Raw genomic sequence first — 14,180 nt, forward strand, 5'->3', positions numbered from 1 at the left:
CCGACGGCCCCGGGCGCATGCTGGCGGCGCCGACTGGACGCGCGCAGGCGTCCGGCGTCGCGGGACCGGACCGGATCAGGCGGCGGCGAGGCGGGCGGCCTGGCGGCGACGGACGGCGAGATGCACGAGGCCGCGCTGGAAAATGATGAAGCCGAACAGCAGCGCGCCGATCACGATCTTCGTCCACCAGCTCGACAGGGTGCCGTCGAAGATCACGTAGGTCTGGATGAGGCCCTGGATCATCACGCCGAGGAAGGTGCCCGCCACCGTGCCGACGCCCCCGGTGAGGAGCGTGCCGCCGATGACCACGGCCGCGATGGTGTCGAGCTCCACGCCCGTCGCGGCGAGCGAATAGCCGGCCGAGGTGTAGAGCGAGAACACGATGCCGGCGAGCCCGGCGAGGCCGCTGGAGAGGGCGTAGATCAGGATGGTGGTGCGGGCGATCGGCACGCCCATCAGCTCCGCCGAGGCGCGGTTGCCGCCGAGACCATAGACGGCCGTGCCGAACCTCGTGCGGTGGGCGAGGACGATGCCGGCGACGAACACCAGCAGCATGACGACCGCGATCAGCGACAGGCGCCCGCCGCTCGGGATGCGCCAGGTGAGGCCGGAGAGAGTGTCGTAGACCGGGTGGTCGATGGGGATGGAGTCGGTCGTCATCAGGAAGCAGACGCCGCGCGCCAGGAACATGCCGGCGAGCGTGACGATGAAGGGCGGCGTTTCCAGATAGTGGATCATGGCCCCCATGACGGCGCCGAACGCCGTGGAGAGGACGAGGACGAGGGCGAAGCCCACGATCGGGTCGAGGCCGGCCCGGATCGTCACGGCCAGGAAGACGCCCGCGAAGGCGATGACGCTGCCGACCGAGAGGTCGATGCCGCCCGACAGGATCACGAACGTCATGCCGACCGCCACGATGCCGAGGAAGGCGTTGTCGGTGAGGAGGTTCGCCGCCACGCGGGTGGACAGCATGGCGGGAAACTGCAGGGCGCAGAGCGCATAGGCGAGGATGAACACGCCGAGGGTGGCGAGGAGCGGCAGGGTGCGCGGGTTGATCTGTCCGAGACGCCTCATGGGCGGCCTCCCTTCGGTCCGAAGAAGCCCTTGAGCCGGGTCGCCGCCGGCGACTGGACCACCAGGATCAGCACGATGGCCGTCGCCTTGACGATGAGGTTCATCTCCGGCGGATAGCCGGAGAGGAGGATGCCGGTGTTCATGGCCTGGATCACGAAGGCGCCGACCAGCGACAGGAGGATGGAGAAGCGCCCGCCGAAGAGCGACGTGCCGCCGATGACCACCGCCAGGATGGCGTCGAGCTCCAGCCAGAGGCCGGCGTTGTTGGCGTCGGCGCCCCGGATGTCGGAGGCCGCGATGAGGCCGGCGAGCGCCGCGCAAAGGCCGGAGACGCCGTAGGCGGCGAGAAGGACGCTGCGGCTGTCCACACCCGCGTAGGTGGAGGCGGTCCGGTTCACGCCGATGGACTCTATGAGGAGGCCGAGCGCGGTGAACCGGACGAGCGCCGCCACGGCGCCGGCGAGCGCGAGGGCGATGACGACCGGCATGGGCAGGCCGAGAAGCGCGCTGCCGGCGACGGCGATCAGGCCCTCGTGGGTGAAGGTGACGATCTGGCCCTCGGTGACGAGCTGGGCGATGCCGCGCCCGGTGACCATCAGGATCAGCGTCGCGATGATCGGCTGGATGTCGAGGATCGCCACCAGGAGGCCGTTCCAGAGGCCGCAGAGGAGGCCGACCGAGAGGGCGGCGGCGAGGATGACCGGCAGGGGCTGGCCGTCTGCCGCCAGCGTCGCCGCCACGGCGCCGGCGATCGCCATCACGGCGCCGACGGACAGGTCGACGCCCTTGGTGGCGATGACGAGTGTCATGCCGACCGCCAGGATGGCCACCGGCGCGCCCCGGTTGAGGACGTCGATGAGGCTGCCGAACAGGCGGCCATCCTGCAGGCGGAGATCGAAGAAATCCGGGAAGACGGCCCAGTTGGCGAGGAGCACCAGCACGAAGGTGAGGATCTGCGGCGTGGCGGCGGGCAGCGCGCGGAACGGGCGGGCGAGGGTCACGAGGCGGCCTCCCGGTGTTCCGAGGCGATCGCCCGGACGATGCCGTCCACGGTGACGCCGTCGCCCTCGATGACGCCGGTGAGGCGGCGGTCGCGCATCACGGCCACGCGGTCCGCATAGGCGACGATCTCCTCGATCTCGGACGAGACCACGAGGAGCGCGAGGCCGTCGTCGCAGAGCCGCTCGATCAGCCGGATGATCTCCGCGTGGGCGCCGACGTCGATACCGCGGGTGGGCTCGTCGAGGATCAGGAAGCGCGGCTCGGTGGCGAGCCAGCGGGCGAGCAGGGCCTTCTGCTGGTTGCCGCCGGAGAGGAGGCGGATCGGCTTCTCGATGTCGGAGGTCCGGATGTCGAGGAGCTTGACGAACCGGTCCGCGATGGCGCGGCTCTCCTGGCCTGACAGGGGCTTCAGCCAGCCGCGCCGGGCCTGGAGCGCGAGGACGATGTTCTCGCGGACGGAGAGGTCGCCGACGATGCCCTCGGTCTTGCGGTCCTCCGGGCAGAAGCCGAAGCCGAGGGCGGCGGCGACGCGCGGCGAGGCGATGCGGACGGGGCGACCGTCCACCACCGCCCGGCCGCTGTCGGCCTCCTTGATGCCGAAGAGGAGCTTCGCCGTCTCGGTGCGGCCGGAGCCGAGGAGGCCGGCGACGCCCACCACCTCGCCGGGGCGGATCGCGAGATCGAGCGGCTGGACCCAGGCGCGCCGGCCGTAGCCCTCGAAGCGGGCGAAGGGCTCGGCGGCGACGCGGCCGGTGCGGTGGCGCTTCAGGGTCTCGGCGCTGAGTTCGCGGCCGAGCATCATGGCGACCAGGGAGAGGCGGTCGAGATCGCCGATGGCGCGGGTGCCGACGAGCCGGCCGTTGCGCAGGACCGTGACCCGGTCGGCGAGGGCGAACACCTGGTCGAGGAAGTGGGTGACGAAGACGACGCCGATGCCGCGCCGGGCGAGGCCGCGCACCACGTCGAACAGCACGACCACCTCGCCGGCGTCCAGGCTGGCGGTCGGCTCGTCGAGGATCAGCACCCGGCCGGAGAGGTCCACCGCGCGGGCAATGGCGACGATCTGCTGCACGGCGACCGAGTGGTCGCCGAGGGTGGAGTCCGGATCGACCGACAGGCCGTAGTCCTTCAGGAGGGCGGCGGCGGCGCGGCGGAGCGAGCGCCGGTCGGTGAAGCCGAAGCGGGTGGGCTCGCGGCCCATGAAGAGGTTTTCCGCCACGGTGAGGTTCGGCAGGAGGTTGACCTCCTGGTAGACGGTGCCGATGCCGAGCCGCTGGGCGTCGGCGGCGTCACGGGCCTCGATGGGCGCGCCGGCGAGGCGGATCTCGCCGCCGTCGCGGCCGTGGACGCCGGTGAGCACCTTGATGAGGGTGGACTTGCCGGCCCCGTTCTCGCCGAGGAGGGCGTGGACCTCGCCGGCCCGGAGCGTGAAGTCGACGCCGTCGAGGGCCTTCACGCCCGGGAAGATCTTGGTGAGGCCGCGGATGTCGAGGAGAGGATCGGAGGAGGCCTGCATCGCGAAGCTCCGCTCGGGATCGGGGGCGCGCGCGACCGGACGGGCGCGCTGCGGCCGCCGCGGGGAGCGGCGGCCGGTGCTGGGGAGGAAACGGGCGAGGGGGAGGCGCCCCGCTCAGTAGCCGAGGTTCTTGCGGCGCTCGTACTCTTCCTTGGCGGTGTCCGGCAGGTAGAGGGCGGACTCGGTCTGGATCCACTTCGGCGGGACGGTGCCGTCCTTCTTGTACGCCATGACGGCGTCGAAGGCCGGGCCGGCCATGTTCGGCGTCAGCTCCACGGTGGCGTTCGCCTCGCCGTCGGCCATGGCCTTGAAGATGTCCGGCACGGCGTCGATGGAGACCATCAGGATGTCGGTGCCGGGCTTCAGGCCGGCTTCCTTGATGGCCTGGATGGCGCCGATCTGCATGTCGTCGTTGTGGGCGTAGACCGCGCAGATGGTCTTGCCGCCACCCTCGGCCTTGATGAAGCTCTCCATGACTTCCTTGCCCTTGGTGCGGGTGAAGTCGCCGGTCTGGGAGCGGATGATCTTCAGGTTGGAGTGGGCGGCGATCGCCTCGTCGAAGCCCTTCTTGCGGTTGATGGCGGGCGAGGAGCCGACGGTGCCCTGGAGCTCGACGATGTTGCACTGCTTGTCGCCGACGGTCTTGGCCAGCCATTCGCCGGCGACCTTGCCCTCGTAGACGGTGTCCGAGGTGACGGCGGTCAGGTAGAGGCTCTCGTCCTTGGTGTCGATGGTGCGGTCGAGGAGGACGACCGGAATGTCGGCGTCCTTGGCTTCCTCCAGCACCGAATCCCAGCCGGTGGCGACCACCGGGGCGAGGAAGATGGCGTCCACGCCCTGGGCGATGAAGGACCGGATGGCCTTGATCTGGTTCTCCTGCTTCTGCTGGGCGTCGGCGATCTTGAGGTCGATGCCGCGCTTCTCCGCCTCCATCTTGGAGACGGTCGTCTCGGCGGCGCGCCAGCCGGACTCCGAGCCGATCTGGGAGAAGCCGACGGTGAGCTCGGCCGCGGACGCGAGGGTGGCGGCGAAGAGGCCGGCCGCGAGCGCGACGCCTGCGAAGAGGGATGATCTGGTCATGGGTGTCCTCCCGATCGACCGGCCATGGGGCATCGTTCGCGGACGGACGTCCGCGGCGCGACAGGCCGGTGCGTGTTGTGGTTGCCGGTCCGCCATTGGCAGGGCCGACGAGCGTTTCCCGATGTGCGACCGGATCTGGCGGAGCCGTCCGGTTCTTGTTTATGTGTGGAGAATAGGCGGACGAAGATATAACCGTCTAATGACGAATCTGCCTCAAGGCATGTCAATTACGGAATAATGGGCCGTCCCCAGGCGCCTCGGACCGACGGGCGTCGGCGCGCTGCGGACCAGTCTCGGCCGCCTCCAGACGGGGGGCGTGCAACGGCAGGTCGCGGGCAGCGGAGGGCGTGTTCGGCCGCCGGTCGTCACAGGCGGCGGACCGACTGGGCACGGATCACGATGGCGTCCTGGCGAAAGAGGCGTTCCAGGTTCCGGCGCCGTTCGCGCCACCAGGCCTCGTCGAGATCCTCACACATGACCTCGAAGATGACGATCTCGTCCCGGTCGACGCTGTCGCCACCGTCCCAGAAGCCCTCGGCCGGGCTGCGGGCGAACACGGTCACACCGCCGAAGCGGTCGACCAGCTCCTGCCTGAGGGCGGTGAAGTGCGACCGGGGAAAGGGATTGCCCTCGTTGTCGGCGGTCGGCAGGAGGATTTCGACGAGATGCATGGGGTGTTCCGGTTCGGCGAGCGCGGGAAGGCGCCGCTCGCCGGCCGGCGCAGCGTCGCCACTGGGGGAACGCGTCCGATCGGCTGGGCGATCCCGGACTCGGGATCAGGCGCCGAGTGGCGCGCGGATGGCCCTCGCCGCGCCATCCGCTGCCAGGAGGCCAAGGACGTCGGACTGCGGACGCGGCCGACTGAAGTGGTAGCCCTGACCCTCGTGGCAGCCGCTTTCGCTCAGAATGGCGGCGGCGGACGGGTCCTCGATGCCCTCGGCGGTGACCTTCATGCCGAGACTGGAGCCGAGGTGGATGATGGCGCGCACGATCGCGACCGCCTCCTTATCCAGCGCGAGGTCCCGGATGAAGGACTGGTCGATCTTGATCTTGTCGAACGGAAAGCTGCGCAGATAGCTGAGGCTGGAGTAGCCCGTGCCGAAGTCGTCCATGGCGATCCGCACGCCGAGGGCCCGGAGCGCATGGAGGGTGGAGAGCACCTGCTCGGTGCGCTCCAGGAGAAGGGCTTCGGTGATTTCCAGCTCCAGGCGGGCGGGGTGGAGTCCCGTCTCGGCAAGAATCCGGTCGACGGTGGCGAACAGCGTGCCGGAGCGGAACTGGAGCGGCGACAGGTTCACGGCCACGCGGATGTGACCCGGCCAGGCGACGGCGTCGCGGCACGCTTGTCGGAGGACGTGCTCGCCGACACGGCCGATCAGGTTGGTCTCCTCGGCGAGCGGGATGAAGTCCGACGGCGGAATAGCGCCGCGCTCCGGGTGGTGCCAGCGGACGAGGGCCTCCAAGCTCGTCACCGTGCCGGAGGCGAGATCGACGAGCGGCTGGTAGTGGACCGTGAGATCGCCAGTCTCGAGGGCGGCGCGGAGCTCCAGCTCGAGCGCCCGGCGTCGGCGAAGCGTGTCGTCCATCTCCGCCTCGAAGAAGCGGTAGGTGCCCCGTCCCTCCGCCTTGGCGCGGTAGAGCGCCAGGTCGGCGTTGCGCAGCAGGAGATCCGGCTCGGCTCCGTCGGCCGGACCGATGGCGATCCCGACGCTCGCCTGCGGACATACGTCGGAGCCATCCAGAAAGAGGGGCTCGTGCAGCCTGTCGAGGAGGGCGTCGATGGTGGCCCTGAGGGCGCGCAGGTGATCGAACCGGGTGACGATGACGAACTCGTCGCCGCCAAGCCGGGCGGCGAAGTCGCCCGGTCCGAGGGCGGACACGAGGCGGCGGGCGACCTCCTGGAGGAGATGATCGCCCGCATGGTGGCCGAGGGTGTCGTTGACGGCCTTGAAATGGTCGAGGTCCACGAGAAGGACGGCCGTGGGCTCGCACTGGTCCCGGCCGAGCCGTTCGCGCAGGCGCAGGTGCAGGTAGGCGCGGTTTGCGAGCCCCGTGAGCGGGTCGTGGTGGGCGAGGTAGGCGGCCTCCGCCTTGGCGCGGTTGCGCTCGGTCACGTCGAACAGGGCGACCAGGATCGCATCCTCGCCCTCGAAGACGTGGGGCCGGGCGTAGACCTGCATCTCCAGGACGGTGCCGGCCCTGTCGCGGAACCGGTGCTCGACCACGGCGCCGTCCGGCGCGATGAGTTCGGTATCGGCGTCGTCCGCCGACAGGTCGGCGAGCGAGACGCCGATCAGGTGACCGGCCGGATCGCCGAAGACGTCGATCGCCATCCGGTTCGCGGCGAGCACCGCGTCGGTTTCGCTCTTCAGGACGACCATGGGCACGGGGTTGTCGTCGAAGAGGATCCGGAACGACGTTTCCCGCTTCTTGCGCTCGGTGATGTCGACGCGGATGCCGACGTAGCCGCCGTCGCGGGTCTGCCGTTCGTCGATCAGGATCCAGCGGCCGTCGGCGAGCTGTTGCTCGGTCTGGCCGGCCGGGTTCCGGATCGCCGCCATGCGACCGGCCAGCCATTCCCCCTCCCGGCCGATCGCCTCCGGATAGTGGCCGCGCGCCACGCCGGCGCGCAGCGTGTCCTCCAGCCGCCGACCCACGGCGAAGAGGTCCGCGCTGCCCTTGTAGATCTCCGCGTACCGCGGGTTCCAGTGAACATACCGGCCGTCGCGGTCGAGGAGGACGATGCCTTGCGGCAGGCAGTCGAGGGCCGCGCGCAGGGCCGAACGTCGCGCGAGCCACGATCGCGTCCGGGAGGTCGCCATCTTCAGTCGCTCGCGGAAACCTGGTGTCAGGGATAAGTCGAATGAGTTCGGCATCGCTGTCTTCCTGTTTAGACAGAGTATTCCGCACTCCACTGAATCTTTTCTTTATTTTTCAGACAAGCTGTGCCTGTTCATTAGGCTCGCAATGATTAAACGATATTCAATCCTGCGATATACGGTATAATTTCGGAATGTTGCTGTGTCGTTTCTGAATATGCAGTTGAAAGCACCGGTCGACCTGCCGTCCGACGGAGCAAACCCACGGTCGCCCAGATCCAGGCGCGGATCGAGGAGACCACCTCCGGCGAGCTCGGCGAGAAGCTGCATCGTGCGAGCACAGAGGCGCGGCCCGGTCACCGGTCCGGGAGTCCAAATATAGAATAAAAAATTTTTTATTCTGGACACGCGTCGGGCAGCTGTTAAGGTCGCGGCGCTTCGGGAGGAGGCACCACGCCCATGATGGCGATCGTTCGGCCGACGCTTGCCCGGCAGGCGTACGAGGAAATCCAGAAGAAGATCCTGACCGGGGAACTGCCGGCCGGGAAGCGCATCTTCGCCGACGAGCTGGCGAGCGAGCTCTCGATCAGCCCGACCCCGGTGAAGGAGGCGCTCGCGCTCCTGGAGCGCGACGGACTGGTGGAGGGTACGGAGCGGCGCGCGTCCGTGGTGCGGCGCTTCACGCCCGCCGACATCCGCGAGATCTACGAGGCGCGCGTGCTCCTGGAGCTCAACGCGGTGCGCGCCGGGATCGCGGCGGGCCGCCTGGACGACGCCTTCCTTCACCGGATGGAGGCGATCTACGCCGCCCATGTGGGGTTGCTCGACCGGGCCGCCGGGGCCGCGCCGGTGCTGGCCGAGGTGATCGGCCTCGACCGGGACTTCCACGAGACGATCATGACGCTCGGCGGCAACGGCCTCCTGTCGTCGTGGCACCAGACGATCCTCTGGCAGACCCAGAGCATCCGGACCTATTCGCCGGAGACCTACGACTTCGAGCGGTCGCGCGCGGAGCACGAAGCGATCCTCGGCGCGATGCGCGGGCGCGATCCTGCCCGCATCGTGGCGGCCCTGACCGATCACCTGGAGAAGAGCCGCGACCACCTCCTCATCCACGCGCCGGGCGCCGCGCCTTCGCGCTGACGCGCACCGGGCGGGCACTCGACCGAGCAAGACCGAGACGGAATTCCGATGAAAGCCCTGGTGATCCAAGACATCAACGCCACCCGCCTCGTGGAGGTGCCGGACGTGCAGCCCGCCGCCGGGGAGGTGCTGATCGGCGTGCGCCACGTGGGGCTCTGCGGCAGCGACCTCAACACGTTCAAGGGCCTCAACCCGCTCGTCCAGCTGCCGCGCATCCCGGGGCACGAGATCGGCGGCGAGATCCTGGCTCTCGGGGCCGGCGTGCCGGAGGGCTTGCGCGTCGGCCAGCGCGCCACGGTGATGCCCTACACCAACTGCGGCCGGTGCTCGTCGTGCCGCAAGGGCCGGCTGAACGCCTGCCGGTACAACAAGACCCTCGGCGTCCAGCAGGACGGCGGCCTGAAGGACTGCATCGCGGTGCCCCACGAGAAGGTGATCGTGGTGGAGACCCTGGCGCCCCGGCACCTGGCGCTGATCGAGCCCCTGTCGGTGGGCTTCCACGCCGTGGAGCGCGGCCGGGTGGCGGCGGGCGACAAGGTGCTGGTGCTCGGCTGCGGGATGATCGGCGTCGGCGCGCTCCTCGGCGCGCTCGCCAAGGGGGCCGAGGTGACCGTGCTCGACGTGTCGGCGGAGAAGCTGGCGCTGGCGAAGGATCTCGGCGCCGCCCACGGCATCGACCCGACCCGCGAGGACGCGGCGGAGCGGGTGAAGGCGTTGACCGGCGACGACGGCTACGACGTGGTGATCGAGGCGGTCGGCGTGCCTCAGACCTTCACCCAGGCGGTGGACTTCGCCTGCTTCGCCGGCCGGGTCGTCTACATCGGCTACTGCAAGCAGCCGGTCAGCTACCAGACCCAGCTGTTCAACCTGAAGGAACTCGACATCCATGGGTCGCGGAACGCGACCCTGGCCGATTTCCAGGCGGTGATCCGCTGCCTGGAAGGGATGGGGGACCGGGCGGACGCCCTGATCACCCGCATGATCCCGTTCGACGAGGCCGACACGGCGCTGCCCTTCTGGGACGCGAACCGGGCGACCTCCCTCAAGATCATGATCGAGAGGACCTGACGCGGCCGCCCCGCCCGGCGGGCGGGGCGCGCGACCGTTGGCGTCCCGGGTTCGCCCGGGAGCGCCGGCCCACGACGACGGCCCCGCCGGGGCGTCCCAGCCGAACACCGCCCGTCGGAGGATGGCCGGCGCCCTGGCGCCGACCTGAGGGGCGTCTGTCGACCATTTGGAGGAATGCAGGATGTATACATTGAATAAGCGCACCGGCCTGAAGGCCCTGGTGGTCGGCGTCGCCACGGCCTGTCTGGTCGCCGGCAGCGCCGTCGTCGCCATGGCCCAGGACGTCACCCTGAAGATGGCCTACGAGAACAATCCGGGCGAGCCGTTCGACCAGGCCATGCACTACTGGGCCGACCTCCTGAAGGAGCGCTCGAACGGCGAGATCGTGATGGAGCTCTATCCGTCCTCGCAGCTCGGCTCCAAGAAGGACGTGACCGAGCAGGCCATGATGGGCATGAACGTCATGACCCTGACGGACGTGGGCTTCCTGGCCGACTACGACCCGGACCTCGGCGCGCTGTTCGGGCCCTTCCTGACCGACGACCCGCAGAAGCTGTTCAAGCTCTACGAGGGCCCGTGGTTCAAGGAGAAGGCCGAGGCGCTGCGCGAGAAGGGCGTGCGCATCGTGATGAGCAACTACCTCTACGGCGTGCGGCACCTGATCAGCAAGAAGCCGGTGCGGACCCCCGAGGACCTCGCCGGCATGAAGATCCGCGTGCCGAACAACGTCATGCAGATCAAGACCTTCGAGGCGATGGGCGCGACCGCGACGCCGCTGCCGCTGGGCGAGACCTTCCCGGCGCTGTCCCAGGGCGTGATCGACGGCGTGGAGAACCCGCTCTCGGTGCTCTACGGCCAGCGCTTCCAGGAGGAGGCCAAGTACCTGAGCCTCATCGGCTATCTCACCAACGTGTCGCTCATCGTCGGCGGCGAGGCCTTCTTCTCCACCCTGACGCCGGAGCAGATGGCGATCGTCGAGGAGACCGCCCGCGAGACCGGCCTCTACAGCCAGAAGATGGCCGCCGAGAACGACGCCGAGTTCATCGAGAAGATGAAGGAGGCCGGGGTCGAGGTGATCGAGGTCGACAAGGCGCCGTTCCGCGAGAAGACCAAGTCGGTCTACGGCGAATTCCCGGAGTGGTCGGAAGGCCTCTACGAGAAGATCCAGGCCGAACTGAAGTGATCCGGCGCCCGCCCCGACGCCCTCGGGCGCCGGGGCGGGATCCGGCCTCCCCGGCCGGAGCCGATCGCCGACCCGCGCCCCGGGCCATGAGCGGCCCGGGGGCGAGCCCCGCCCGGCCCGGCGGGCGTCCGGGATCGCCGGCGTCGCCGCGGGCTTCCATGAAAGCGGTGTCCTGATGAACCGTCTCGTCTCGTGGACGGGGTGGCTGGCGGTGATCCCGCTCGTCGCCCTCATCGTCCTCTTCAACGCGGCCGTGGTGATGCGCTACGCGGTCGGGCAGCCGATCCACTGGACCGAGGAGATGTCCGGTCTCCTGATGATCTGGATCGTGATGATCGGCGCCATCGCGGCCGAGCGCGACAACCAGCACCTCTCCATCACGGTGTTCACCGACCTTCTGGCGCGCCGTCCGCGCCTCGTGCTCGACGTGGTGTTCGACCTCGCCTCGGTGGCGCTCCTCCTCACGGTGGCCTGGCTCGGCTGGCAGCTCAGCCAGAGCGTCAGCTTCAAGCTCACCGACATCCTGCGCATCTCGTGGTTCTGGATCGACGTGGCCGTGCCGATCGGCTTCCTCGGCGTCGCCCTGGTGATGGTCGCCCGCTCGGTCGGCGCCATCCGGCGGCTCGGGTCCGGCGCTCCCGGCGCCGACGACCGGCCCCACGGACCCGTCACCACCGGAGAGAGTTCATGAGTCTTCTCGTCATCTCCGGCATCATGCTGGTGCTGTTCGCCTTCGGCGTGCGGCTCTACATCGGCATGCTGGCGGCCGTTCTCGCCTATTTCCTGGTCTTCGCCAACGTGCCGCTCGGCATCGCCATCCAGCGGGTGATCGGGCCGACCCAGAACACCTCGCTCCTGGCGATTCCCTTCTTCATCATGCTCGGTACGGTGATGGCCCACACGGGCATCGCCGAACGCATGCTGAAGGTGGCCGACCTCCTGGTGGGGCGGCTGCGGGGCGGCATGGGCCTCGCCAACATCATGCTGTCCACCCTGATGGGCGGCATCAGCGCCTCCAACCTCGCCGACGCCGCCATGCTGACCCGCATGATGGTGCCGGAGATGGAGCGGCGCGGCTACGACCGGGCGTTCGCCAGCGCCGTGACGGCCGCCGGCTCCCTGGTGACGCCGATCATCCCGCCGGGCATCGCGCTCATCATCTACGCGCTGATCGCCGACGTGTCCGTGGGGCGCATGTTCATGGCCGGCATCCTGCCGGGCCTCCTCTGCTCGGCGCTGCTGATGCTGGCGGTCTACGTCACCGCCGTGCGGCGCGGGTACAAGCCGAGCCGGGAAGCCTGGCCGACGGCGGGCGAGGCGGGGCGGACCCTGCTTGGCGCCTGGCCGGCGGTGCTGCTCGTCGCCGCCATCATCGGCGGCATCCGGATGAACGTGTTCACGCCCACCGAGGCCGGCGCCGTCGCCATCACGCTGACGCTGATCATCGGCTTCTTCGTGTTCCGCGAGATGCGACTGCGCCATGTGGGCGAGGCGCTTCTGGAGACGGCGAAGTCCACCTCGTCGGTGCTGCTCGTCATCATGGCGAGCTCGGCACTGGCGTGGATCTTCTCGCTGGAGCAGGCGGGCGTGTCGCTGTCGCGGCTGATCACCGGCTTCACCACCGACCCGACCAGCTTCCTGATGGTGGTGAACGTGGTGCTGCTGTTCGCCGGCATGCTGATGGAAGGCACGGCGCTGATGATCGTGCTGGTGCCGCTGCTCATGCCGACCGTGAAGGCGCTCGGCATCGATCCGATCCACTTCGGCATCGTGCTGATCTTCAACCTTTCCATCGGCACGCTGACGCCGCCGGTGGGCACCGTGATGCTGCTGGTGTGCAACATCGCCAAGGTGGGGGTCGCCTCGTTCACGCGCCAGGCGGTGGGGCTCTATGCGGCCCTGTTCGCGGTGCTGATCCTTCTCACCTACGTGCCGGAGCTTTCGCTCTACCTCACCCGCTGAGGCGGGAGCGCGGCCCGGATGCGGCCGGCCGGCGCCGAGCCGGCCGGCCGTGGTCCTGCGCAGTGACAACGGGAACGCCATCGCCTGTCGACACGCGGGCCAGATGCGCTAAAGTGACAGAACCTCAAGCAACACGACGAGGCATCGAAGAGGTCTCGCGGCTGGCCGGGTGGAGGAGCACCGGCCCGTTCCGGGCATGGCCCGGCGGAGACGCCGCCTTGAAGAGACCAGACCACATCACAAGGGGAGAGCGGACGATGGACACGCAACGCCTGATCGAATCCGAAGCCCGACGAGTAGCCGCGTTGAACATCGCCCGAACGCTGCAGCCCGGGGAAAGCCTGGAGGACCTGGTGGAACGCCTGTGGCCGATCTACGCCGCCGACCTCGCCGCCGGCGTGATCGACCGGGAGGGCCTCCGGGTCGCTTATGCCGAGACGGTCCTTCGCAGCTGAGGTCGAGAACCCTTGCCATCGGGCGTCCGGACAGTCGGGCGCCCGTTTCGATTCCGGGCCGCCGCGGGAAAGAGGACGCGAACGGCGGAAGGCCTCGGAGGCGGGAAAGGCGCGCGGGACCGGCGCCACGAGGCGACGTCCCCCGCGACGGAAAGGCCCGTCAGTAGGGGCAGCGGCGGCGGACCCCGTCGAAGCCGACGTAGGTGTCGGTCCGTTCGTCATAGGATTTGAAGCTTGCGCGGCAGCGCGCCAGGCGGTCCGGCTGGCCGCCGGACGCGACGCCGGCGGGCGGCGCCAAGGCGTTCGGCGGCGCGAGGGCGGGGGCCGGAGCGGAGAGGGGCGGGCTGGAGAGAGGCGCCGCCGCGCCGGGCGTGATCGCGGCCGGGGGCACCGGTAGGCCGAACAGGGCGGCGGTGGTCGGGTCCCGGTCGAGGCGGCGCTGGCGCAGCCAGGCGGCATAGCGCTCGTCGGTCCAGAAGCCCCGGTTGCTCATCCAGTCGCCGCAGTCGCGGTCCATGGGATAGCGTTCGCAGAAGCGCGCGATGTAGCGGTCCCGCTCGGTCATCGGCGGGGGCGACGAGGCGGGCGGCGGCGTGACCGAGGGCAGCGGCACGGCGGGCATGGGCACGCACCCGGCTCCGGTCAGGAGAACCGCCAGGCCAACGCTCATCCACTTCGACATACGGGTCTCCACGCTCTCCGGACGGAGCATCCGCTCCGGTTGCCCTCCTCTTGGCCGCATGCCCCGCAGTCTGCCTGAGACCACCGCGAACGCAACCCCGACCTCTGCAGCAAGCTGCATAGGACAGGTCTGCGAACCGGAGATGACGGGCGCCTGCGCCGACGGCCGGCCGGCGGCGAGCGCAGGCGATCGCCGG

At 69.5% G+C, this 14,180-nt stretch carries 13 protein-coding genes; 6 read left to right on the plus strand and 7 right to left on the minus strand.

The genetic code is table 11. The features are described 5' to 3' along the window. Nucleotides 1-75: 75 nt before the first annotated feature. The 6 genes from yjfF to HND91_RS10505 all read right to left on the minus strand — a co-directional run bounded on the left by yjfF (nt 76) and on the right by HND91_RS10505 (nt 7,494). Nucleotides 76-1,056: a galactofuranose ABC transporter, permease protein YjfF gene (gene yjfF / locus HND91_RS10480; protein ID WP_181706798.1), complete on the minus strand. Its 981-nt coding sequence runs from the start codon at nt 1,054-1,056 to the stop codon at nt 76-78. Between the two features lie 14 nt (nt 1,057-1,070). Next, nucleotides 1,071-2,075, minus strand: coding sequence for an ABC transporter permease (locus HND91_RS10485; RefSeq protein ID WP_343057286.1), 1,005 nt, complete (start codon nt 2,073-2,075; stop codon nt 1,071-1,073). Next, the gene (locus HND91_RS10490) at nt 2,072-3,592 is read right to left on the minus strand and encodes a sugar ABC transporter ATP-binding protein (protein ID WP_181706525.1); all 1,521 of its coding nucleotides are present in this window, start codon (nt 3,590-3,592) and stop codon (nt 2,072-2,074) included. The genes HND91_RS10485 and HND91_RS10490 overlap by 4 nt, the downstream gene beginning before the upstream one ends. A 114-nt stretch (nt 3,593-3,706) precedes the next feature. Beyond that, complete coding sequence (ytfQ, locus tag HND91_RS10495; protein ID WP_181706526.1) at nt 3,707-4,672, minus strand: galactofuranose ABC transporter, galactofuranose-binding protein YtfQ; 966 nt, start codon at nt 4,670-4,672, stop codon at nt 3,707-3,709. A 365-nt stretch (nt 4,673-5,037) separates the two neighbouring features. Further along, nucleotides 5,038-5,343 carry a hypothetical protein gene (locus HND91_RS10500; RefSeq protein WP_181706527.1) on the minus strand — a complete coding sequence of 102 codons (306 nt, stop codon included), beginning with the start codon at nt 5,341-5,343 and terminating at the stop codon, nt 5,038-5,040. Between the two features lie 105 nt (nt 5,344-5,448). Continuing rightward, complete coding sequence (locus HND91_RS10505) at nt 5,449-7,494, minus strand: putative bifunctional diguanylate cyclase/phosphodiesterase (RefSeq protein WP_181706528.1); 2,046 nt, start codon at nt 7,492-7,494, stop codon at nt 5,449-5,451. Between the two features lie 456 nt (nt 7,495-7,950). On the opposite strand from HND91_RS10505, the gene HND91_RS10510 reads away from it, so the two are divergent. From HND91_RS10510 to HND91_RS10535, 6 genes are all read left to right on the plus strand, one after another. Further along, complete coding sequence (locus HND91_RS10510) at nt 7,951-8,634, plus strand: GntR family transcriptional regulator (protein WP_181706529.1); 684 nt, start codon at nt 7,951-7,953, stop codon at nt 8,632-8,634. Nucleotides 8,635-8,682: 48 nt separating this feature from the next. Next, nucleotides 8,683-9,702, plus strand: coding sequence for a zinc-binding alcohol dehydrogenase family protein (locus tag HND91_RS10515; protein WP_181706530.1), 1,020 nt, complete (start codon nt 8,683-8,685; stop codon nt 9,700-9,702). A 181-nt stretch (nt 9,703-9,883) separates the two neighbouring features. Then, nucleotides 9,884-10,885, plus strand: a complete 1,002-nt coding sequence (locus HND91_RS10520; protein WP_181706531.1) for a C4-dicarboxylate TRAP transporter substrate-binding protein — start codon at nt 9,884-9,886, stop codon at nt 10,883-10,885. 175 nt (nt 10,886-11,060) lie between these two features. Beyond that, on the plus strand, nt 11,061-11,576 hold the full coding sequence (locus tag HND91_RS10525) for a TRAP transporter small permease (protein ID WP_181706532.1): 516 nt from the start codon (nt 11,061-11,063) through the stop codon (nt 11,574-11,576). Then, complete coding sequence (locus HND91_RS10530; protein WP_181706533.1) at nt 11,573-12,847, plus strand: TRAP transporter large permease; 1,275 nt, start codon at nt 11,573-11,575, stop codon at nt 12,845-12,847. The genes HND91_RS10525 and HND91_RS10530 overlap by 4 nt, the downstream gene beginning before the upstream one ends. A 257-nt stretch (nt 12,848-13,104) precedes the next feature. Beyond that, nucleotides 13,105-13,302 carry a hypothetical protein gene (locus HND91_RS10535; RefSeq protein ID WP_181706534.1) on the plus strand — a complete coding sequence of 66 codons (198 nt, stop codon included), beginning with the start codon at nt 13,105-13,107 and terminating at the stop codon, nt 13,300-13,302. A gap of 160 nt (nt 13,303-13,462) precedes the next feature. On the opposite strand, the gene HND91_RS10540 is transcribed toward HND91_RS10535, so the two are convergent. Beyond that, complete coding sequence (locus HND91_RS10540; RefSeq protein ID WP_181706535.1) at nt 13,463-13,984, minus strand: BA14K family protein; 522 nt, start codon at nt 13,982-13,984, stop codon at nt 13,463-13,465. Nucleotides 13,985-14,180: the final 196 nt, after the last annotated feature.

Origin of the sequence: Chthonobacter rhizosphaerae, from assembly GCF_013839525.1 — a bacterium.
GTDB classification, from domain to species: Bacteria; Pseudomonadota; Alphaproteobacteria; order Rhizobiales; family Pleomorphomonadaceae; genus Chthonobacter; species Chthonobacter rhizosphaerae.